General features: G+C 67.6%; 16 protein-coding genes and 1 riboswitch. Of the genes, 7 read left to right on the top strand and 9 right to left on the bottom strand.

What is annotated here, in order from left to right; genetic code table 11:
• The first annotated feature begins 4 nt into the window (after nt 1-4).
• From U5782_RS03480 to U5782_RS03470, 3 genes are read left to right on the top strand one after another with little or no spacing between them, the layout of a single operon-like run.
• Nucleotides 5-1,417, top strand: coding sequence for a FecR domain-containing protein (locus U5782_RS03480; protein ID WP_415914243.1), 1,413 nt, complete (start codon nt 5-7; stop codon nt 1,415-1,417).
• An 11-nt stretch (nt 1,418-1,428) separates the two neighbouring features.
• Nucleotides 1,429-3,876 (top strand): CHASE2 domain-containing protein, encoded by a 2,448-nt coding sequence (locus tag U5782_RS03475; RefSeq protein WP_322042400.1) that lies wholly within the window; start codon nt 1,429-1,431, stop codon nt 3,874-3,876.
• A gap of 60 nt (nt 3,877-3,936) precedes the next feature.
• The gene (locus tag U5782_RS03470; protein WP_322042399.1) at nt 3,937-4,575 is read left to right on the top strand and encodes a DUF4136 domain-containing protein; all 639 of its coding nucleotides are present in this window, start codon (nt 3,937-3,939) and stop codon (nt 4,573-4,575) included.
• 28 nt (nt 4,576-4,603) lie between these two features.
• Here the strand turns inward: U5782_RS03470 and bluB are convergent, their stop codons facing one another.
• The 4 genes from bluB to U5782_RS03450 are packed head-to-tail and all read right to left on the bottom strand — an operon-like array spanning nt 4,604 to nt 7,642.
• Nucleotides 4,604-5,272 carry a 5,6-dimethylbenzimidazole synthase gene (bluB, locus tag U5782_RS03465; protein ID WP_322042398.1) on the bottom strand — a complete coding sequence of 223 codons (669 nt, stop codon included), beginning with the start codon at nt 5,270-5,272 and terminating at the stop codon, nt 4,604-4,606.
• Nucleotides 5,256-6,566 (bottom strand): cobyrinate a,c-diamide synthase, encoded by a 1,311-nt coding sequence (locus U5782_RS03460; RefSeq protein ID WP_322042397.1) that lies wholly within the window; start codon nt 6,564-6,566, stop codon nt 5,256-5,258. Before U5782_RS03460 ends, bluB begins: the two co-directional genes overlap by 17 nt.
• Before the next feature lie 4 nt (nt 6,567-6,570).
• Complete coding sequence (gene cobO / locus U5782_RS03455) at nt 6,571-7,173, bottom strand: cob(I)yrinic acid a,c-diamide adenosyltransferase (protein ID WP_322042396.1); 603 nt, start codon at nt 7,171-7,173, stop codon at nt 6,571-6,573.
• Nucleotides 7,174-7,222: 49 nt separating this feature from the next.
• On the bottom strand, nt 7,223-7,642 hold the full coding sequence (locus U5782_RS03450; protein ID WP_322042538.1) for a cobalamin biosynthesis protein: 420 nt from the start codon (nt 7,640-7,642) through the stop codon (nt 7,223-7,225).
• Between the two features lie 303 nt (nt 7,643-7,945).
• A riboswitch (cobalamin riboswitch) is annotated at nt 7,946-8,254 on the top strand.
• A 222-nt stretch (nt 8,255-8,476) separates the two neighbouring features.
• On the opposite strand from U5782_RS03450, the gene cobW reads away from it, so the two are divergent.
• The 4 genes from cobW to U5782_RS03430 all read left to right on the top strand — a co-directional run bounded on the left by cobW (nt 8,477) and on the right by U5782_RS03430 (nt 15,125).
• Entirely contained in the window at nt 8,477-9,550 is a 1,074-nt protein-coding gene (gene cobW, locus U5782_RS03445; protein ID WP_322042537.1) for a cobalamin biosynthesis protein CobW, read from the top strand.
• A 57-nt stretch (nt 9,551-9,607) separates the two neighbouring features.
• On the top strand, nt 9,608-13,399 hold the full coding sequence (gene cobN / locus U5782_RS03440; protein ID WP_322042395.1) for a cobaltochelatase subunit CobN: 3,792 nt from the start codon (nt 9,608-9,610) through the stop codon (nt 13,397-13,399).
• A 2-nt stretch (nt 13,400-13,401) separates the two neighbouring features.
• Nucleotides 13,402-14,451 (top strand): ATP-binding protein, encoded by a 1,050-nt coding sequence (locus U5782_RS03435; protein WP_322042394.1) that lies wholly within the window; start codon nt 13,402-13,404, stop codon nt 14,449-14,451.
• A gap of 80 nt (nt 14,452-14,531) precedes the next feature.
• Entirely contained in the window at nt 14,532-15,125 is a 594-nt protein-coding gene (locus U5782_RS03430) for a vWA domain-containing protein (protein ID WP_322042393.1), read from the top strand.
• A 600-nt stretch (nt 15,126-15,725) separates the two neighbouring features.
• Here U5782_RS03430 and U5782_RS03425 read toward each other — a convergent pair.
• From U5782_RS03425 to cobG, 5 genes are all read right to left on the bottom strand, one after another.
• Nucleotides 15,726-16,652, bottom strand: coding sequence for a flagellar brake protein (locus tag U5782_RS03425; protein ID WP_322042392.1), 927 nt, complete (start codon nt 16,650-16,652; stop codon nt 15,726-15,728).
• A 109-nt stretch (nt 16,653-16,761) separates the two neighbouring features.
• Nucleotides 16,762-18,498 (bottom strand): precorrin-3B C(17)-methyltransferase, encoded by a 1,737-nt coding sequence (cobJ, locus tag U5782_RS03420; RefSeq protein WP_322042391.1) that lies wholly within the window; start codon nt 18,496-18,498, stop codon nt 16,762-16,764.
• Nucleotides 18,486-19,217 carry a precorrin-2 C(20)-methyltransferase gene (locus tag U5782_RS03415; protein ID WP_322042390.1) on the bottom strand — a complete coding sequence of 244 codons (732 nt, stop codon included), beginning with the start codon at nt 19,215-19,217 and terminating at the stop codon, nt 18,486-18,488. Before U5782_RS03415 ends, cobJ begins: the two co-directional genes overlap by 13 nt.
• A complete protein-coding gene (locus U5782_RS03410; RefSeq protein WP_322042389.1) occupies nt 19,218-19,844 on the bottom strand; it encodes a precorrin-8X methylmutase in 627 nt (208 codons plus the stop codon).
• Nucleotides 19,844-21,241, bottom strand: coding sequence for a precorrin-3B synthase (gene cobG, locus U5782_RS03405; RefSeq protein ID WP_415914231.1), 1,398 nt, complete (start codon nt 21,239-21,241; stop codon nt 19,844-19,846). Before cobG ends, U5782_RS03410 begins: the two co-directional genes overlap by 1 nt.
• Between the last annotated feature and the right edge of the window lie 17 nt (nt 21,242-21,258).

Here is a 21,258-nt window from a genome sequence, read left to right as displayed (position 1 = left end):
GGCGGTGTCCGGGCCGTTTGCGTTTGGCTCTCCGGTTTTGTCTGGGACGCTTGCCTGCCTGCTCGCATTCGGCCTGCTGCCGGCCGCGCAGGCCGCCGGAGCGCACGGGCATGAGCGCGCGCAACCCGCGCAGACAACGATCTACGTCACGCACGCCGGCGATTCGCTCTACGACATCGCCCAGCGTTACCTGCGCGATCCCGCCGACTGGACCCAGCTCGCGCGCCTGAACCACGTGAGCGCGCCGCGCCGTCTGAAGCCCGGCACGGCGCTGCGCGTGCCAGTCGCGCTGCTGCGCCAGGACGGACTGAGTGCGCGCGTGATCGCGACATCGGGGCCGGCAAGCCATACCTTCGGCGGCGGTGCGCAACTGCCGCTCATCGTCGGTGCGAATCTGGTCGAGGGCGAGCACGTGCAAACCGGCGAGAACGGCTTCGCCACGCTCGAACTGGCCGACGGCTCGCATCTGGTGATGCCGCCAGGGACCGCGCTCGATCTCGCCACGCTGCGCAAGAGCGCGCTGACCGGCTCGACCGACCGCATCGTCAATCTCCAGCGCGGCGAGGTGAACACCGAAGTCACGCACGCCACGAAGAAGGATGACCGCTTCCAGATCCGCTCGCCTTCGGTGGTCGCGGGCGTGCGCGGCACGAGCTTTCGCGTGAACTACGACGGTGACAAGGGCTCGACAGCCGTCGAAGTGATCGAAGGCGCCGTGGGTGTCGACGCCGCACCGCATGGCCAGGCTTCTTCCGTGGCGCCCGCGCCCGGCACGCCGCTGGCCGCCTCGACGCAACTCGTCGCGGCGCGTCACGGCAGTCTCACGCTCGCGGGCGGGGCGGTCGGCACGCCGGTCGCGCTGCTCGACGCGCCCGATCTGCGCAATCCCGCGAAGATTCAGGACGATGCCGCGGTTGCCTTCGATCTCGCGCCGGTCACGGGCGCTAGCGGCTATCGCGTGCAGATCGGCCGCGACGCAGGCCTGCTCGACCTGATCCGCGACATGCGTGTCGATAACCCGCACGCCGATGTGGGCGCCCTCGACGACGGCACGTATTTCGTGCGCCTGTCCGCCATCGACGCGAACGGCCTCGAAGGCATGCCGGCCACCTACGCGTTCGAGCGTCGCCGCGTCGCGCTGGGCGTCTCGGCGGGGCGTGTCGAGGGGACGCGCAACTATGCGTTCCGTTGGTTCGTCGACCGTCAATCGGGCGACACGCGTTTTCGTTTCGTGCTGTCGGCGTCGCAGGATCTGGGCACGCCGCTCGTCGATCGCACCGATATCAAGGATGGCGAAGCGGTCGTGCACGATTTGCCCAAGGGCGTCTACTACTGGACGGTGATCGCCGAGCAGTTCGAAGGCGGCCGCTACTACCAGAAGGCCAGCCCGGTCCAGTCGTTCCGGCTCGACTGGTGAGGCAGGCGCGCATGAGCGTGGGCGTGCGCGCAGGTCTTCGTCAGGGCCGCCCGGCCGGGCGGCGCTTTCTGTTCGAGTGGCTGGGCGTGGCGTGCGTGGGCATCGCCATCGTCCTGCTGGGCGTGCTCACGCACGGCACGCTCAGCGCCGATTCGCTGGTCTATGACCGCTTTCTTGCCGCACGCGAGCGGCCGGTGTCGCCCGACATCGTGGTGGTGGAAATCGACAATGCGAGCGTCGCGTCGCTCGGGCGCTGGCCCTGGCCGCGCAGCGTCCACGCGCAGCTCGTCGATCAGCTTGCCCGGGCAGGCGCCGCCGCCATCGTCTATGACGTGCTCTTCACCGAACCCTCGCCCGACGACGCGCGCTTTGGCGCCGCGCTGCGCGAGCGTCCCGCGTATCTCCCCATTCTGCTGTCGCCCGCCGACAATGCCGCCGATGGCCGTCGTCAGGTCGTGAAGCCGGTGACGCCGCTGGCCGACGCCGCCGCGGGTCTCGGCCACATCAATCTCGAAGTGGACAGCGACGGCATCGTGCGCAGCGTCGCGCTCTTCGAGGGTGACGCGCAGCAGCGCTGGCCACAACTGATGGAGCCGCTCTGGCGCGCCGTGCGTGCCGGCCGCATCGCGCTGGCCGGCACCGCGTATCCGGCGTCGGACGAACTCAAACGCGCGGACGCGAAGGTCATGCGTGCTGGCGAATCGGGTAGCGAGGCGCGCTTCCTGCTGCCATTCAGCCCCACCACGCAGTCGTATCGCAAGGTCTCGTTCGCGCAGGTGCTCGAAGGCCGCGTACCGCCAGACCTGCTGCGTGGACGCGTGGCGCTGGTGGGCGTGACGGCCTCGGGCCTCTACGACCGTTTCGCCACGCCGCTCTCGGGCACGCTCGGGCCGATGCCGGGCGTCGATATCCACGCGCTCGTGCTCGATACGCTGCTCAACGGCTCGGCCATCGAACCGGCCTCGCGCCTCGCGGTCGTGCTGGCTTCGCTGATGCCGCTTGCCTTGCTGCTCGCGGGCTTTCTCGTGCTGTCGCCACTGCGCACGCTGTTGCTTCTGCCGCTGCTCGCGCTCGTCACGCTCGCGGCCAGCGCCGCGCTGCTCTACGTCGCGCGCATCTGGCTTGCGCCGGTGCCCGCGCTGCTCGCGCTCGCGCTGGTCTACCCGCTATGGGGCTGGCGGCGTCTCGAAATGACGATGGCCTATCTGCGCAAGGAACTCATACAACTCGCCGATGAACCCTATCTGCTGCCCGAAGCAAGCGCGCCGGCCCGCGAATTCGGCGGCGACGCGCTCGCCCAGCAGATGGCGCTGATGGCGCAGGCCGCGCAGCGTCTACAGGACATGCGCCGCTTCGTGTGGGACAGCCTCGACTCGGTGCCCGAGCCCTTGCTCGTCGCGGACCTGCAAGGCGTCGTGCTGATCGCCAACCACGCGGCGCGCGCGTACTTCGCGAGCCTGAACGTGGGCGTCGCGGAGGGGCGGCGGATGCAGGATGTATTCGGCGATCTCGCGCTCGTCAAACCGATCGACCCGAACCCGGAGATGCTCGCCTTCGCCCACGCGCACTGGCCCGCACCGCTCGATCCGGCGATTGGCGAGTACGCGCAGTTGATGGAGCGCGGCGTCGAGGTCCATGCGCGCGACGGCGGCGATTATCTGCTGCGCTACGCACGCTGCACCAACGCGCAAGGCCAGGCGGTGGGCTGGATCGCGGGTCTCGTCGACGTGACGGCATTGCACGATGCCGAACGCCAGCGCGAGGACGCACTGCGCCTGCTCTCGCACGACATGCGCTCGCCGCAGGCGTCGATCGTCGCGCTGGTCGAGACCGAACGCGAGCGCGGCACGCTCGAAGCCGCGCCGGTGCGCGAGGTGATGGATCGCATCGAACGCTACGCGCGCCGCTCGCTCACGCTCGCCGACGACTTCGTGCAACTCGCCCGCGCGGAGTCGCAGGTCTACGCGCTTGAGCCCACCAGCCTCACGGAACTGGCCATCGACGCGAGCGACGAAGTCTGGCCGCAGGCCAGCGCGCGGCAGATCCACATCGAGACCGCCTTCGACGACGACGAGATGGGCTGGATCAATGCCGACCGTTCGCTGATGACCCGGGCGCTCGTCAACCTTCTTAACAATGCGGTGAAATACAGCCCACCCAAAACCAGAATAATCTGTAGTATCGCGGTCGTGGAGGGTTCAGCCCCGCGTGTGATCTGCTCGATCCGCGACCAGGGCTACGGCATTCCGCTCGAGGATCAGGCGAAGCTATTCGAGCCGTTCCGCCGTTTTCATGCCGGGCAGCGGCCCGAAGTGAGCGGTGCGGGACTCGGCATGGCGTTCGTGAAGACGGTCGTGACGCGCCACGGTGGCGAAGTCTACGTCCAGAGCATGCCGGACGAGGGCACGACGGTGACGATGTCGCTGCCCGCGCTCGATGCGCCGGAAGCACCGGTTTGACGGCACCTGACTGCCGCTGATCGCCCCGAGCGCCGCCAGAACCTGCTGGCAACGATTTCGATGGAGTTCGCAGTGAAGTTCCTGATGACGATCTGCGCCGCGTCGCTGGCGGTCGCGCTGGCCGGCTGCGCTGGCGCGAGCGCCGACGTGCAGGCGAGCGGCAGCCTTTCCGCGATGCACACGGAGGGCCCGGCATCGACGTCCCCGACGTACCGTTTGGCGCGTACCCCGGCCCAGGCCGACGCTAACGAGCATCTGCCCTACGAGGCGCTACTGCGCGCTGGCCTCGCGCAACGCGGGTTCCAGGAGGGCGCAGGCGATGCCGCGCACTATCTCGTTTCCGCCGCATGGGCTTCGCGGCCCGCCGATGTCACGGTCGCCACGGGCGATTGCCAAGGCGGCTGCGCACCGGCCGAAGGGCCGTCGCTACCGTGGTTTGGCCACCGCTACGTGCACACGCTCACGCTGCGCTTCTTCGCGCTGCCCGATGGCCACGAGGCCTACAAGGTCAGCGCCGAGAAGCGCGACCGCAGTGCCGATGCGCAGCAGGCCCTGCCGTATCTCGTCGCGGGTGCGCTGGCGAAGATGCCCTATGCGGGCGCGCCGCAATGGCGCGTGAAGATGAAGGAAGCGGTCACCGAACCGGGCGGTGCGCCGCTCATGCCCGAGGTCACATCGGTCAAGCCGCTCGCTCAGTAAAGCAGCGGGGCGGCTACGCGCGACGACTTCAGCCCGGCGGCGTCGAGTCGTCCTGCGCTTCGGGCCAGCGGTTCTCATAGACGCATTCGCCTAGTTCCTTGCGCTCGGCCCAATGCTCGATTTCGAGCATGGGTTTCGGATAGAACTCCGCAACGTGGCCAACACACAGGATCGCCACCGGCTTCGCGCCGGGCGGCATGCCCAGCAGCGCGTGCACTTCGTCGACATCGAAGATCGACACCCAGCCCATGCCGAGCCCTTCGGCGCGCGCGGCGAGCCACATGTTCTGGATCGCGCACGCAACCGACGCCAGATCCATTTCCGGCAGCGTGCGGCGCCCGAAAATATGCGCCTCGCGGCGGTCCATCAGCGCGACGACGAGCAACTCGCCGCATTCGCGCATGCCTTCCACCTTGAGCTTCATGAACTCGTCGCGGCGCTTGCCGAGCGCGTCGGCGGTCGCGAGGCGTTCGCGCTCGACGGCGGCCTGAAGTTGCTCGCGCACGGCCGGGGCGGTGATGCGCACGATGCGCCACGGCTGCATGAAGCCGACGCTCGGTGCGTGATGCGCGGCGTCGAGCAGCCGCGCGAGCACCGCCGGATCGACGGGGCCGGGCGCGAAGTGGCGCATGTCGCGCCGCTCGTAGATCGCGCGGTAAACCGCCGCGCGTTCGGCGTCGTCAAAGGGTTGTGCCATGAAAGAGGGCGGCCGCGAAGGCCGGATTGGAAGGCCAGTAGGCGTGCATATAAGTCGCGGTGATCGCGCCGTGGCGATAGAGCGCTTCGCCATCCGCGCCGGTTTGGGCGTGGCGTGCGCGCAGCACGGATTCGAGCGGCGTGCTCACGCGCGAGTAGTGGAACGTGTGGCCCGTGAGCGTGCCATGCGCGCCGTCGAGACGCTGCATGCCGAGCGCCGCGAAACGCTTTTGCATCGCCGCTTCGCCGGGCAGCAGGCCCAGCATCGGCGTGCGTGTGCCGTCGACGGTGGTGAGCGCGTCGAGCAGATACAGCATGCCGCCGCATTCGGCGACGAGCGGCTTGCCCGCTTCGACGTGCGCGCGCAACGACGCCGCGCTGCGTGTATTCGAGGCGAGCGCGGCGGCGTGTAGTTCGGGATAGCCGCCGGGCAGATAGAGGGCGTCGGCGTGCGCGGGTGCGGCTTCGTCGGCGAGCGGCGAGAAAAAACTCACGCGCGCGCCGAGTGCTTCGAGCAGCGCGAGATTCGCCGGATAGATGAACGAAAACGCGGCGTCGCGCGCAACGGCGATGTGTCGGCCTTCGAGCAGGGGCGGCGTAGCGGCTTGCGCGCTCGGTGTATCGAAAGATACGGCGGGCGGCAGTTCGGCCAGCGCCGTGTGTTCGAGCGCATCGGCGGCGCGCTCGATACGCGCGTCGAGATCGTCGATTTCGCTCGCCTGATGCAAGCCGAGATGCCGGTCAGGCAGCGAAAATTGCGCGTCGCTCGCAACGTGGCCGAGCCAGCGGATATCGGCGGGCAAGCCTTCCTGAAGCATCTGCGCGTGGCGCGCCGAGCCCACGCGATTGGCGAGCACGCCATGAAACGGTACGTCGGCTCGATAGCGCGCGAGGCCGAACGCGATCGCGCCGAACGTCTGCGCCATCGAATTCGCGCCGATCACGGCCGCCACCGGCACGCCGAACGTCGCGGCCAGATCGGCGCTGCTAGGCGTGCCGTCGAACAGGCCCATCACCCCTTCGATCAGGATCAGATCCGCTTCGGCCGCTGCCTGCGCGAGCAAGGCTCGACAGCCCGTCTCGCCCACCATCCACAGATCGAGCGACATGACCGGCGCGCCGCTTGCGCGCGCGAGGATCATCGGATCGAGAAAATCCGGGCCGGTCTTGAACACGCGCACGCGCCGCCCCTGGCGGCGGTGCAGGCGCGCGAGCCCCGCGGTGAGCGTGGTCTTGCCCTGGCCCGAGGCGGGCGCGCTGATGAAAAGCGCTGGGCACGCAACCTTCGCGTTCATGGCGTCAGAACTCCACGCCCTTTTGCGCTTTCACGCCCTGCTCGCGGTACGGATGCTTCACGATGCGCATTTCGGTGACGAGGTCGGCGGCTTCGATCAGCGCGTCGGGCGCGTGACGGCCCGTGACCACGACGTGCTGCATCGGCCCGCGCGCGGCGATCACCTCCAGCACTTCTTCGAGCGGCAGATATTCGTACTTGAGTACGGTGTTCAACTCGTCGAGGATCACCATCGCGTACTCGCCGCTTTCGATCATGCGCTTCGCTTCGTCCCAGCCCTTGCGCGCGGTGGCGACGTCGGCGTCGCGGTTCTGCGTGTTCCAGGTGTAGCCGTCGCCCATCGTCACGAAGTCGCACTGCGCGACGCTCGAGAGGAAATCGCGCTCGGAAGTATGCAGCGCGCCCTTGATGAACTGCACGACGCCCAGCTTCATGCCGTGGCCGAGCACGCGCACGGCCATGCCGAACGCTGCCGTGGTCTTGCCCTTGCCGGTGCCGGTGTTGACGATCAGGAGGCCTTTTTCGTGCGTCGCGGCGGCCTGCTTCTTCTCGTGGCCTTCACGGCGACGCTGGGTCATGCGCTGGTGGGATTCGGGATCGGTTTTCATCGTCGCGGATCAGTCCTGTGTTGCGGTTTTCTGCGCAGCCTCGCCGATGTTACGTCGAGGCGCGCGCAGCGATATCGGTGATAGGGGTGGCATCGGAAAACGCCGCGAGCGCGACCGTCACGCCGTCGAGCGCGAGCTTGGCGCGCACGAGCGGGCCGCCGTCGGCCGCGAGACGCGCGCACGGTTCGCATACGCCCGCGACGCCAAAGCGTGCTTGCGTCGCCGCGCTGGGCGCGGACAGCAGGGCATCGGCATCGGCTTCGATGACGGCCACCTGTTCGCGCGACCAGGCGCGCAGCGGCAGCGCATGCGCGGCGCAGAACGCGAGCAGGGCGGGTTCGGCGGCTTTCGCGTCGAGCGTGGCCACGACCTTCACCTGCGCGAGCGCCCACGCGCCGAGCGCTGCCTGCACGGCCGCCTCGATCTGCGCGAGCGACAGGCCGCTGCGACAGCCGATGCCGAGCGCCAGCGCGCGCGGGAGCGCATTGTCCGCTGGAGCGGGGGCATCGGGCAAGGAAGCGGCGGGTTGGGAGCGATTCACGTAAAGGCGGCCACGGCCGGTGACGGATGACGAGGTTGTGGCGGGCGCGAGTACAGCAGCGCGCGCCATTGCCTGTCGTTTTCCGCATGGAATTGCGCGCTACGATAGCACACGCATCGCGGCTCAAGCGTCGACCCCAAGGCCCGCCGAGGGTAAACCGGAGCGCCGCGCGAGCCCATCCAGCAAGCCTTTGCGGCACGAAGCGCGGTTGACGCGCCTGCGGCCCGCGCCTACACTCGCACGCACTCTGGTGCTCGCGTGCGCGATCGTTCTGCACGCGGTTAAACGGGAATCAGGGAGCCATCGCATCTGCCTCGCAGGTGAGCGGACCAGGCGCCAAAGCGCCCGTTCCGAATGACTTGGCCTGAACTGCACCCGCAACGGTACAACGAGCGCATCGGCCGCAATGCCGATGCAAACCGCTTCAAGGCATGCGCCGCATGCCGGGCGCCACTGCGCAATTGGGCCGCGAGGCCCGGCGTGGGAAGGCGAAGCGGCTTCTCGTCAGTCCGGATACCGGCCAGACAAGCAGGACGCGCGCTGCGGGATTGCGGCGCACTGTCCATGATTTCCATGCGTCAGCCGGGTTAGGCCCGCGACGCGTCTTGCCTTGTCGCCACGTCGTGCTCTGCCGTGTCATGTCTGCCCGTGCGGCAACGCTCCGACATCGCGCATCGCCGTCTGGCCCGCAAGACGCGTTCGACCCGCCCCGCGCGGCGCACTCCACCTGCGGCCCCAGTGCCGAAGGAGCACCTCATGCAAATGCGCAAGATCCCCGTCACCATCGTCACGGGCTTCCTCGGCAGCGGCAAGACCACGCTGCTGCGTCACATCCTCCAGCACGCGGGCGGTCTGCGCGTCGCGGTTATCGTCAACGAATTCGGCGAACTCGGCATCGACGGCGAAATCCTGCGCGGCTGCGGGATCGGCTGCGACGAGAACGGCAACGAAACGCAAGGCCAGCTCTACGAACTGGCCAACGGGTGCTTGTGCTGCACGGTGCAGGAAGAATTCTTCCCGGTGATGGAGCAACTGCTCGAACGCCGCGGCGACATCGACCACGTGCTGATCGAAACCTCGGGCCTCGCGCTGCCCAAGCCGCTCGTGCAGGCCTTCAACTGGCCGTCGATCCGCAACGCGTTCACCGTCGATGCGGTCGTCACCGTGGTCGATGGCCCGGCCGCCGCGAGCGGCCAGTTCGCGGAAAACCCGCAAGCCGTCGACGCGCAGCGCAAGGCCGACCCGAATCTCGACCACGAATCGCCGCTGCACGAACTGTTCGAAGACCAGCTTTCCGCCGCCGATCTCGTGATCCTCAACAAGACCGATCTGCTCGACGAAGCGGGGCAGGAAGCCGTCATCGCCGAACTGCGCGAAGAGCTGCCGCCGCAAGTGAAGATCGTGCGCGCGCAACACGGCCAGCTCGATCTGCACACGCTGCTCGGCCTCGAAGCGGCTTCGGAAGAAAGCATCCATCTGCGCCACGACCATCACGGTTCCGCCGACGATGCCGACCATCATCACGACGAGTTCGACTCGGTCGTGGTCGAAGGCACGGTGGCCACGCGCGAAGGCGCGATCGAGGCGCTGCAAAAGCTGGTCGATGCCCACACGATCTATCGCGTGAAGGGCTTCGCAGCGCTGCCGGGTGCGCCGATGCGTCTTGTCATCCAGGGCGTGGGCCGTCGATTCGACAGCTATTTCGATCGCCGCTGGAACGCGCAGGAAACTGCGACGCCAAGCCGCTTCGTGCTGATCGGCGAAGACCTCGACGCGGCTACGCTGCAAAGCGCGTTCGACGTGGCGCTGGCGTCGGTGGCGGCCGTCGCCCAGTAAGCGTGCAATTGCACGCACTGCACGCGTTATTTTCAAGTTTGCACTGACGAGACCGCCATGCATCTTTTGCGCACCACGCCTGGCGGTTTCGTCGACGATACCCAGGGCGTTATCCGTATCGACCAGCAGCCCGCCGACATCGTCGTGCTGAGTTCCGCCGATACGACGCTCGCCCTGCTCGCGAGCGTCGTGGCGCGCCTGCCGGAAGGCTTCCCGAGCGTGCGGCTAGCGAACGTGACGTATCTGCGCCAGCCCGCCTCGGTGGACTTCTATGTCGACGACGTCTTGCGGCACGCCAAGGTGGTCGTGGTCGACCATCTGGGCGGCGAGGCGTACTGGCCTTACGGCATCGAACAGGTCACCACGCTCGCGGAACAACGCGGCCAGTTGCTCGCGATGTTCTCGGGCGACCTTCAGGAAGACCCCAACCTGATCGCGAAGAGCCGCGCGGAACCGGAGTTCTGCCGCCTGCTCTGGCGTTACCTGCGCGAAGGCGGCGCGGCCAATGCCGAAGGTTTTCTGCGCGCGCTCGCCTGGCGCGCGTTCGGCTTTGGCGACGAGCCCGCGCCGCCCGTCGTGCTGCCCGCCGCCGCGCTTTACCACCCGGCGCGCGACGTGGCGAGCATCGACGACTGGCGCGCACGCTGGCAAACCGGCGCCCCTTTTGTTGCGATCCTGTTCTACAAGGCGCATTTGCAGGCCGCCAACACGGCTGCTTTCGATGCGCTCATCGACGCGCTGACCGAGCGCGGCCTGAACCCGCTGCCGCTCGCGATCACGTCGTTGAAAGACGCGATCAGCCGCGACGTGCTCGACCGTCTCGCGGCCGAGCACGACATCGCGCTCGTGCTCAACACCACGGCGTTCGCGGCGTCGTCGCTCGACGATCCGGAACCGCTCGCGCTGGCGGGCGATGCGCCCGTACTCCAGGTGATCCTGAGCGGCGGGAACCGTGAAGACTGGGTGAAGGACAACCACGGCCTGAATTCGCGCGATATCGCCATGCATATCGCGCTGCCCGAAGTCGATGGCCGCATCATCACGCGCGCTATCAGCTTCAAGGGCCTCGCCTACCACTGCAAGGACACGCAAGTCGATGTCGTGCGCTATCAGCCCGACCTTCAGCGCGTGGCCTTCGTGGCCGAACTCGCGCGGCGCTGGTGCCGGCTGCGCACGCTGCCGAACGCGGAGAAAAAGCTCGCGCTCGTGCTGGCCAACTATCCGATGAGCGAAGGGCGCATCGGCAACGGCGTGGGGCTGGATACGCCTGCGTCGGTGGTGAACATCCTGCGCATGCTGCGCGACGAAGGCTATCGCGTGGCCGATCTGCCCGAAGACGGCGAAGCGCTCATGGCCACGCTCACGCAGGGCGTGACCAACGATCCCGATACGCGTGCGTTGCGGCCCGCGTGGCAGAGTCTCGCGCTCGACGATTACCGCGCGCGCTTCGCGCAACTGCCGGTCGACGCGCAGAACGCGCTGATCGCGCGCTGGGGCGCGCCCGAGCAGGACCCGACGGTGCGTCGTGGCCGCTTCATGATCGCGGGCTGGCGCTGCGGGCAAGTGTTCATCGGCATCCAGCCCTCGCGCTCGCGCGGCGACGACAGCTACGCCAACTATCACGACGCCGACCTCGTGCCGCCGCACGCCTACCTGGCGTTCTACTTCTGGCTGCGCGAGACCTTCGGCATCGACGCGATCGCGCACGTCGGCAAGCACGGCAACCTCGAATGGCTGCCGGGCAAAAGCGTGGCGCTCGCCGAAACCTGCTGGCCCGACATGGCGCTTGGGGCCCTGCCGCATCTGTATCCGTTCATCGTCAACGATCCGGGCGAGGGGAGTCAGGCCAAACGCCGCGCCCAGGCCGTGATCGTCGATCACCTGATGCCGCCGCTCACGCGCGCAGAAAACTATGGGCCGCTACAGGACCTCGAACGCCAGGTCGATGAGTATTACGAAGCATTGATGGTGGACCCGCGCCGCGCGAAGCTGCTGCGCAAGACCATCCTCGCGACCATCATCGAGCACAAACTGCACGAGGAATTGAGCGTCGCCGCGCCGCAGGATCAGCAGGGCGAAGACGAACTGCTCAATCGCGCCGATGCTTACTTGTGCGAACTAAAGGAAGCGCAGATCCGCGACGGCCTGCATACCTTCGGCGAATCGCCGCAGGGCACGCAGCGGCGCGACACGTTGCTCGCGCTGGGCCGCTATCCGAGTGGCGACGGACAGGGCGCGAACGCTGGCTTGATCGACGCGTTGGCGCGCGACTTCGGCATCGATCATCTGCTGGAAGCGGGGAGCGTCGACTGGGCCGCGCCGTGGACTGGGCCGCGTCCTTCATTGCTCGTTGAAGCGATCGACGCACCCTGGCGCCATGCGGGGGATACGCGCGAGCGCCTCGAAGCGCTGGCGGGCGCGCTGCTCGCCAGCGCGTGCGAAACGGCGGACGCCTTCGATGAAATCGCGCAGACGTTGCCGCATGCCGCACGTGTGATTGCGCGCTTGCGCGACGACGTGCTGCCGCGCCTCGACGCCTGCGGGCACGAGGAATTGCGCCAGTTGCGGCGTGGCTTCGAAGGCCGTTTCGTGCCACCCGGGCCGAGCGGTTCGCCCTCGCGCGGCCGCCCCGACGTGCTGCCCACGGGCCGCAACTTCTATTCGGTCGATACGCGCGCCGTGCCCACCCAGGCGGCCTGGTCGCTTGGCCTGAAATCGGCGCAGCAACTGATCGAGCGCCATCTGCAGGAACACGGCGACTACCCGCGCGCCATCGGTCTTTCGGTGTGGGGCACGGCCACCATGCGCACGGGCGGCGACGATATCGCCCAGGCGCTCGCGCTGATCGGCGCGCGCCCCAAGTGGGCGGCGGGTAGCCAGCGCGTGATCGACTTCGAAATCATGCCGGTGGAAGCGCTCGACCGGCCGCGCATCGACGTGACGCTGCGGGTGTCGGGCTTTTTCCGCGACGCGTTCCCGAACGTGATGCATCTGTTCGACGCGGCCGTGCAAGCCGTCGCCGAACTCGACGAACCCGAACATCTGAACCCGCTGCGCGCGCGCATCCAGCGCGAACGCGACGCCTTGATCGCCGAGGGCATGGAGGCTTCCGAAGCGCGCCGCCGCGCCGGCTGGCGCGTGTTTAGCGCGCGGCCGGGCGCGTATGGCGCGGGCCTGCAAGCGATGATCGACCATCGGCAATGGCAGACCGACGCCGATCTCGCGCTGGCCTATCAGGCGTGGGGCGGCTACGCGTACGCCCAGAAAAGCAGCGGCGACGACGCGCGCGACGCGTTCCGCCAACGCCTCGCCTCGATCGACGTGATCCTGCAAAACCAGGACAACCGCGAACACGACCTGCTCGACTCGAACGACTACTACCAGTTCCAGGGCGGCATGGCGGCGGCGGCGCGGCACTTCTCGCAGGCGCAGCCCACGCTCTACCACGCCGACCATAGCAACCCGGCCGCACCACGTATCCGGCCGCTGCAAGAGGAGATCGCACGCGTGGTCCGCTCGCGCGTGGTCAATCCGAAGTGGATCGAGGGCGTGAAGCGTCACGGCTACAAAGGCGCAGCGGAAATGGCCGCGACCGTCGATTACCTGTTCGGCTACGATGCGACCGCGCGCGTGGTGGGCGACCATCAATACGCACTGGTCGCCGACGCCTACGTGCACGACGACGACACGCGCGCCTTCATGCAGCGCCACAACCCACATGCCCTGCACGCGATCTGCGAACGCCTGATCGAAGCGATGCAGCGCGGCCTTTGGCAACAGCCCGGCGAGCATCGCGAGCAAATCGAACAACGCCTGCTCGAAGCTGGCGAGCGAATGGAAGGACAGTGAACATGAACGTGGCGACGACGCGTCCCGCCTTTCCCTTTACCGCGCTGGTCGGCCAGGCGCCGCTGCAGCGCGCGTTGCTGCTCGCGGCCATCGATCCCGCGATCGGCGGCGTACTCGTGAGCGGACCGCGCGGCACCGCGAAATCGACGGCGGCGCGCGCACTGGCCGCGCTGCTGCCCGATGGCGCATTCGTCACGCTGCCGCTGGGCGCGAGCGAGGAAAAGCTGATCGGCACGCTCGACCTGGAAGCCGCGCTGCGCGAGAGCGCGGTGCGATTCGCGCCGGGCCTGCTCGCGCGGGCACACGACGGCGTGCTGTACGTCGATGAAGTGAACCTGCTGCCCGACGCGCTCGTCGACGCGCTGCTGGACGCGGCCGCGAGCGGCGTGAACACGGTCGAGCGCGATGGCGTCTCGCACACGCACGAAGCGCGGTTTGTGCTGGTCGGCACGATGAATCCGGAAGAAGGAGAGTTGCGCCCGCAACTACTGGATCGCTTTGGCCTGATGGTCGAACTCGACAACCGATATGACACGGCCGAGCGTCAGCGCATCGTCAAGGCGCGGCTTGCGTTCGATGCGAATCCGCAGGCTTTTTGCGCGGCTCATGCGCAGGCGCAGCGCGAACTGGCAGCGCGTATTGCGGGCGCGCGTGGCGCGCTCGATGCGCTTGAATGGAGCGATGCCGTGCATGAGCGCGCGGCGCAGTTGTGCGTCGAAGCGGCTGTCGACGGCATGCGTGCCGATCTGGTGATGTTGCGCGCGGCGCGGGCACTGGCGGCGTTCGAAGGGGCGGCGCAGATTGCGCCCGAACACGTCGAACAGGTGGCCGACGCGGTGCTCGCGCATCGCCGACGCGTGCTACCGGATCAGCCTCCGGCGGGGCGCGACGATGCTTCGCGAGCGCAGCCGCCATCGGGCCACGACGAGGCGGAGCGGCAACGCGAAAAGCAGCAGTCCGAATCGACATCCGATTGGGGCGAAATGCCGCCCGAGCCCGTCGCCGCGAAGGCGGTCAAGGGCGTGATTCCGCTGCCCACAAAAAAACGCTGACCCGTCGGGCAAGGACCGCCGCCCAGGCACAGGGTGGTGCACGACGGCGTGAAGGTCCTGGAACGGGGCGTGCGCGCATCATGCGGGAGGGCGCGGCGGGGGCGCGGGTAGCCTGGCTGCCTACGCTGGTGGCGAGAGGTGGCGATGTGCTGCGAGCCGGGCATTTGCGCTATGCGCAGCGTAAAACCGGTACGGGCGCCTTGCATTGCTTTGTGCTCGATTGCTCGGCTTCGATGCTCGCGCATGGGCAGCTTGCGATGGCCAAGGGGCTTTTGATCGCCTTGTTCGATCGGGCGCGCAGTGAGCGTGCGGAGGTGGCACTCGTTTGCTTTGGCGGTGTGCGCGCTGAATTGCGATTTGGGCCCGCTGTGCCGCGGTGGTGGAATGAGCGCTGGCTTGAGCCCATTGGCGGTGGTGGCGGGACGCCGCTAGCGGCGGGTATTGCGCGGGCCTCACAATTGCTCGATGCTGTGGCGCGGCGCGACCCGGCGAGAGAGCGGCATCTGTGGATCTTTAGTGATGGGCGTGCGGTGCGATGGCCTGGGCGGCCGCAGCATGCTGATCACGTTACCGTGGTCGATTGTGAGGTGGCCGCTGTGCGGCTCGGACGCTGTTATGCGCTTGCGCGGGCCTGGCAAGGGGAGTGTGTTCGTGCTGATGATCTGCTTGCCTGACGATGTCTCTGGGCTCGTTGTCGTGGTTCTTGCCGATTTGGCCTTTCCTTGTTTTCTTGTCGGTCTATTAGCGTCGCCCCTGTGCGGGGCGGCACCTACTTTTCTTTGCCGCGGCAAAGAAAAGTAGGCAAAAGAAAGCCGCTCAAACCGCCAGTGTGACGAAGTCCGCAAACCGCCGTTTAGGGGGAAAGGTATAGGAGCATCCGTCACATCGCACCACTAAACAAAGTGACAAGGCCATCCCACATCCGGGGGCGCTACGCGCCCCGTGGGGCATAGCGGCAAACCGAAGGTTTGCCTGAACTTGCGAAAATGCCTTCAGCACAGGGGTTTCCCATGCAGACCCGTCCGCTGCGCGCGTAGCGGGCAGCGGGATGAATGAGTCCTTTGTCACTTCGTTTCGTGGTGCGAAGTGACGGATGCTCCTATACCTTTCCCCCTCAACGGCTGGTTGTGGACTTCGTCACACTAGCGGTTTGAGCGGCTTTCTTTTGCCTACTTTTCTTTGCCGCGGCAAAGAAAAGTAGGTGCCGCCCCGCACAGGGGCGACGCTAATAGACCGACAAGAAAACAAGGAAAGGCCAAAACAGCCCGAAGTACCTACCGAGAGCTACCCGTCCAATAGAGCACATCATCCTGCCGATCAAAAACAAAAACCTTCATGGCCATCTGATCGGCGGGCGAGAGACTATCGAGCTCGAGCCCAAGGGTGATAAGCGGCTCGGCGCCTTCAGCCGGAAGCACATTACGCACGACGGCGCTAGTCTCGATGGTGGTATCGAGCTCGCCAGAGCGCAGCCGAAACGCCACGCGCAACCGCTCGCCAACCTTCGCAAGCGCCCACGGCGCAGCAATCGAGAGCCCGAGTGCACTAATGCCGCGCGCGAGCGCGACTCCTTGATACCCCTCGGAATCCTCACCAATCCCATAGCGCACAGGAAACTGCGCCCGCACGCGAATGGACTTCCGCTCGCGCAGCATGCGGATATTGGCGGGCTTGGAAAGCAGCAGATAACCAAGCGGCGCCTGATACATCGCATGAATGGTACAAACAAAGCGATAGACAGCATGACTCGCGATAGCGACCATTTCGACATTCTCGCCCGGCGTGACCTCGATCGGTCGCCGATCCACATAGGGCAGCGTGACGAACACCGCCTCATTGGGCGCGACGCCAATCAGCTTGCACGGATGCATAGGCGCACCGCTCGCGCCTTGCTGCGGCCGCAGCCCCATCAGCGCCCCGATGGTCAGATGCAGATCGCGCACGCTCAGCGCGGCGTCAGGTTCCTCGGCTTTGGCATTCACACTCGCCGGCGCCGCAAGGTCGCCGCGCTGCGGCGCGAAGTGGCGGAACAGGAAATCGCGTTCCATTTCGCCCACGAGCGTCGCGCCGCTATCGAGCAGCAAGGTGCCGTCGGCATCGACGAGCGGCCAGTCGAGCGGCTGGCCAAGCGGAATGTCGGCCAACGTGAGCAAGGCAGATTCGGGTGCTGCGTCGGGCGTGGCTGAAAGGGTATCGGTCATCGGCGCGCGTCCTGCGAGTGATGGGATCACTGTGTTTACGGCGCGCCGTGCCGATCTTTTAGGGTGGGATTGCGTGTTTTTATTCAGTATGAATGCACGCGCAACTTTTTTAGCGATCGGTACGCTGTGTCTCGCCGTACCAGCGCGGCGTGTAGATCCACTCGCCTTCGCTATCGCCGCCGCGCGCAAAGCCCCGCGTCGCGGACGACCCGACGATAACCATCGTGCGCATGTCCACATCCGACGATTGCAGTTCGCCAAGTGTGGTCGCCCGCAGCGTTTCCGCCGGGCGGCCCACGTCGCGACCGAGCACGACGCGCGTGTCCGGCGCGCGCACGGCGCGCACGATCTCCAGCGCCCGGTCCAGTTGCCAGGGCCGGGCGCGCGAGATCGGGTTGTAGAACGCCATCACGAGATCGGCGAGCGCGGCGTGATGCAGGCGTTTTTCGATCACGGCCCACGGCTTGAGATTGTCCGAGAGCGAGAGCATGCAGAAGTCATGGCCGAGCGGCGCGCCGGCCTGCGCGGCCGTCGCGAGCGCCGCCGACACGCCGGGCACGATGCGCAGATCGACGCGATGCCAGCGCGGGTCCTCGGAGCCTTCGAGCGCTTCGAGCACGGCGGCAGCCATCGCGAACACGCCCGGGTCGCCCGACGACACCACGGCGACGCGTCGTCCCGCGCTCGCCAGTTCGAACGCATGGCGCGCGCGTTGCAGTTCTTCGCGGTTGTCGGTGGCGTGGCGCACCTGGCCGGGGCGCAGCGGACCGGCCATTTCCACGTAGGTCGCGTAGCCGATGATGTCGGTGGCTTCGTCGAGCGCGGCGCGCGCCATCGGCGTGAGCAGATCGGCACGGCCGGGGCCGAGGCCGAGCACCGTGAGACGGCCACGCGCCTGACCAAGCGTGGACACTTCCAGCGGTTCGTGCGCGACGCCCAGCGCAATGCCGTGTTCGGCTTCAATGCGCCGATGCGGTTCGGGCAGCTTCACCGTGCCGAGCAGGGTAGCAGCGTCGGCGTTGTCGCTATCGACGAAACGCAGCGGCACGCCCAATGCCGATGCGGCCTGTTCGAACGCTGCGTCGCCCATGCGCGAGGCGGGCGCGACCAGCGCGGCGAGTGCTTGCTCCGCTACGCCGTTGGCGCGCAGCGCTTCGTGCACGTATTCGGCGAGCAGCGCAGGCGCCTCGGTTGCGGCCGCAACGACCGCGCGCGGATGGATCACGAGGTGCTCGGGATTGCCGTCCCACGCCTGCGGGCTCACACGGATCGCGTGGCGCGCGGCCGCGTCGCGCGGCAGGTCGACTCGATCGAGCCAGGGCGCTTCGCCGTCGATGCGCGTGGTGTCGCCCGCGAGCAGATCCGACACGAAGCGCTTGCCTTGCGCGAGGCTCGACAATGCGTACCCCTCGGGCGGATTGAGCAGGCAGGTGCCAAAGCGCAACTCGCCGCTCGTGGTGATCGCGGGCGCGATGCCCAGCGCGGCACCGATCTCGCGCGCCATCACGTTCACGCCCGTCAGGCCGCCGAGCAGCGGCACGACCGCGCTGCCGTCTTCCGCGAGCGCGAGCACGGGCGGCTCGACGCCTTTGTTCGTCAGCAGCGGCGCGAGGCAGCGGATCACGATGCCCGCCGCGCACAGCGCGATGAGCGGCGTGCCGCGCCGGTAGAGTTCGCGCAGATGTTCGCCTAGTTCGCTGAACGCGATGTCGCCTTGCGCGCGCTCCTGCAAGGCGTGAATCTGCGCGTTCGCGTAGAGCGCCTTCACGCGCTGCGCGGTGGCGAGCGCGCCGGGGCCGAGCACGATGATGGCGGGCGGCAGGCGCGCGACGTTCAGCGTTGCCATTTTTCCCCCGGCACGACGAGCAGCGAGAAATACGGCGAAGCCATCGGATCGACATCGTCGAGCGGGACGATGCGCTGGTTCGCCATCGTCGCGCGTTCCACGTAGAGCGTGCGATCCGCGAGGCCGAGGTCGGTCAGCACGCGGCGCACTTTCTCGAAGTTGCGGCCGAGTTTCATGATGACGGCGGCGTCCGCATCGGCAAGACGGCGGCGCAGTTCGTCTTCGGGCAGCACGCCCGAGAGCACGGCGAGACTCTGGTTGCGATAGACGAGCGGCACGCCCAGCACGGCCGCGCCGCCCAGCATCGAGCACACGCCCGGCACGACTTCGGCTTCGTAACGCATGGCGAGCCGGTCGTGCAGATACATGTACGAGCCGTAGAAGAACGGGTCGCCTTCGCAGATCACGGCCACGTCGCGGCCCGCGTCCAGATGCGCGGCGACAATTTCGGCGGCGCCGTCGTAGAAGTCCGCAATGATCGCTTCGTACGAGAGCGGCGGTTCGAGCGCTTCGGTGGTTACCGGGTAGACGAGCGGCAGTTGCTCCTGCTCGGGCTCCAGATGATCTTCGATGATGCCGAACGCGTTGCCTTTCTTGCCCTTGGCGACAAAGTACGCCACCACGGGCGCGGCCTTGATGAGGCGCAGCGCCTTGAGCGTGAGCAGTTCAGGGTCGCCGGGACCGACGCCGATGCCGTGCAGTCGTCCTTTGATGGACATTTATTCGATCTCCGAAGCAAGTGCGTTGACGGCGGCGGCGGCCATTGCGCTGCCGCCGCGGCGGCCGTGCACGACCACGAAGGGCACGCCGTGCTCGGCACTCGCGAGCAGGGCCTTCGATTCGGCCGCGCCCACGAAGCCCACCGGCATGCCGAGGATCAGCGCGGGACGCGGCGCACCCGCCGCGATCATGTCGATGAGGTGAAAGAGGGCCGTGGGTGCGTTGCCGATGGCGACCACGCTGCCTTCGAGGTACGGGCGCCAGAGTTCGAGCGCCGCGGCCGAGCGTGTGTTGCCCATCTCGCGTGCGAGCGTTGGCACAGTGGGATCGTCGAGCGTGCAGACGACGTTGTTGTTCGCGGGCAGGCGTGCGCGCGTGATGCCGAAGGCGACCATTTTCGCGTCGCAGAGAATCGGCGCGCCGTTCGCGAGCGCCGCGCGGCCCGCTGCGCCTGCGCCCGGCGAGAAGGCCAGATCGCCGACTACGTCGACCATGCCGCAGGCGTGGATCACGCGCACGGCGAGTTTTTCGAGGTCGGCGGGAATGCGCGAGAGATCGGCTTCGGCGCGGATCGTCGCGAAGGATTCGCGATAGATCGCCTGGCCGTCGCGGATGTAATCAGACATCAGGAGTGCTCCGGGGCCGCTGCGCGCTGTGGGTTCAACAGTCGCGCGGCGGCTTCGATCGTCAGGTGGCGCGCGACGAGACGGCCGAATGAGGCCATGTGCGCGTCGCGCTCGTAAAGGTCGTACTCGCCGGGCGCCACGGCGAGCAGCGTGAACGGCGCGCAATGCGCGGCGGCGCAGGAGCGTTCGCAGCCGCTCAGGTGAACGTGCGTGTCGCGCGGCAAGTGCGCGGCGAGTTGCAGGGCGTCGGCTTTGGTATCGGCGCGGCTTTTCGCGCAGCCCGCCGAGCCCGTGCAGGCAATCGTGCGCGCGAGCGGATTGGCATCGTCGGTGATGAGGCCGAGCGCTTGCAGGCGTTTTAGCGCGTCTGGCATGGCATGTTGCGGCACATTCGGCAGGATCGCGCCTTGCCACGGCGTGATGCGCAACATGCCGTCGGCGTGCGTTTGCGCGAGTGTGGCGAGGCCGTGCAGCGTCGCGGCGTCGAGGCGCGCGAGGGGTGGCTGGCAGCCTACGTAACCGGCTGCGCCGTTTTCATCGGCGTTCAATGAGTGTACGCCGAGCCGCAAGCCCAGATCGACACGCGTACGACGCCAGTTGTCGACGCGTTCGATGTCGATCCGCGCATGACGTTGCGCTTGCTGAAGCACGGCTGGCACGCCGTGCGCCGCAACCACTTCGCGCATGCGCGTCTCGCCGGGCTGGGCGAGATCGAGGAACGCATGCAGCAGCGCATGGATCAGCGTCGCCGCATGCGTGGCGGCAATCGAGCCGATCGCGCCATCGTCGGGACAACCCGCCAGGCCGAACATGAAGCGCACGCCATCGTCATGCGGCGCGGCGGCCAGCCAGATATCGTGCGGATGATCGAGCGCCGCGAGCCGCTCGCCGCCGTCGATCAGCATCGCGAACTTGGGCGAGAGCGCGGCGAAACGCGGCTCGCCTTGCAGCATCGCGACGAGGGGCGCGGTGAGCGTCGTGGTGTCGATGAGCGCGTCGGGGTCGAGGCCCGCGAGCGGGCTGAGCATCAGGTTGCGCAGTTCGTCGGCGGTGCTCAGGTCGGCGCCTTCGCTCGCGGCCATCGACGGGCCGAGACCGGCCGCGACCAGCGCCGCCGTGAGCGCCGCTTCGCTGCCCGTGCGGATGCCGCGGATCTGGATGTTCGCGCGGTTCGTCAGTTCGAGCGTGCCGTGAGCATGCGCGAGCGCGGCTTCGGCCATTGCGTGCGCCTGCGTGGCCGGCAGCGCGCCGCCCGGCAGACGGATGCGGCACAGGCCGCCGTCGCGGGCCGTCACGACGCGCACGAGCCCCGGGCACGCCGAACGGCGGGCCGCGGCCCAGTCAGCAGGGGACGTAGCAGGCTTCGAGTCGTGATTCAAGGGACACCGTGTATACATCGCGCGGTCGTAGGAGC

This window comes from Paraburkholderia sp. J67, from assembly GCF_905220265.1.
GTDB lineage: Bacteria > Pseudomonadota > Gammaproteobacteria > Burkholderiales > Burkholderiaceae > Paraburkholderia.
Note: the sequence above shows the minus strand (reverse complement) of the source record. Positions and strands in the feature narration are given on the sequence as shown.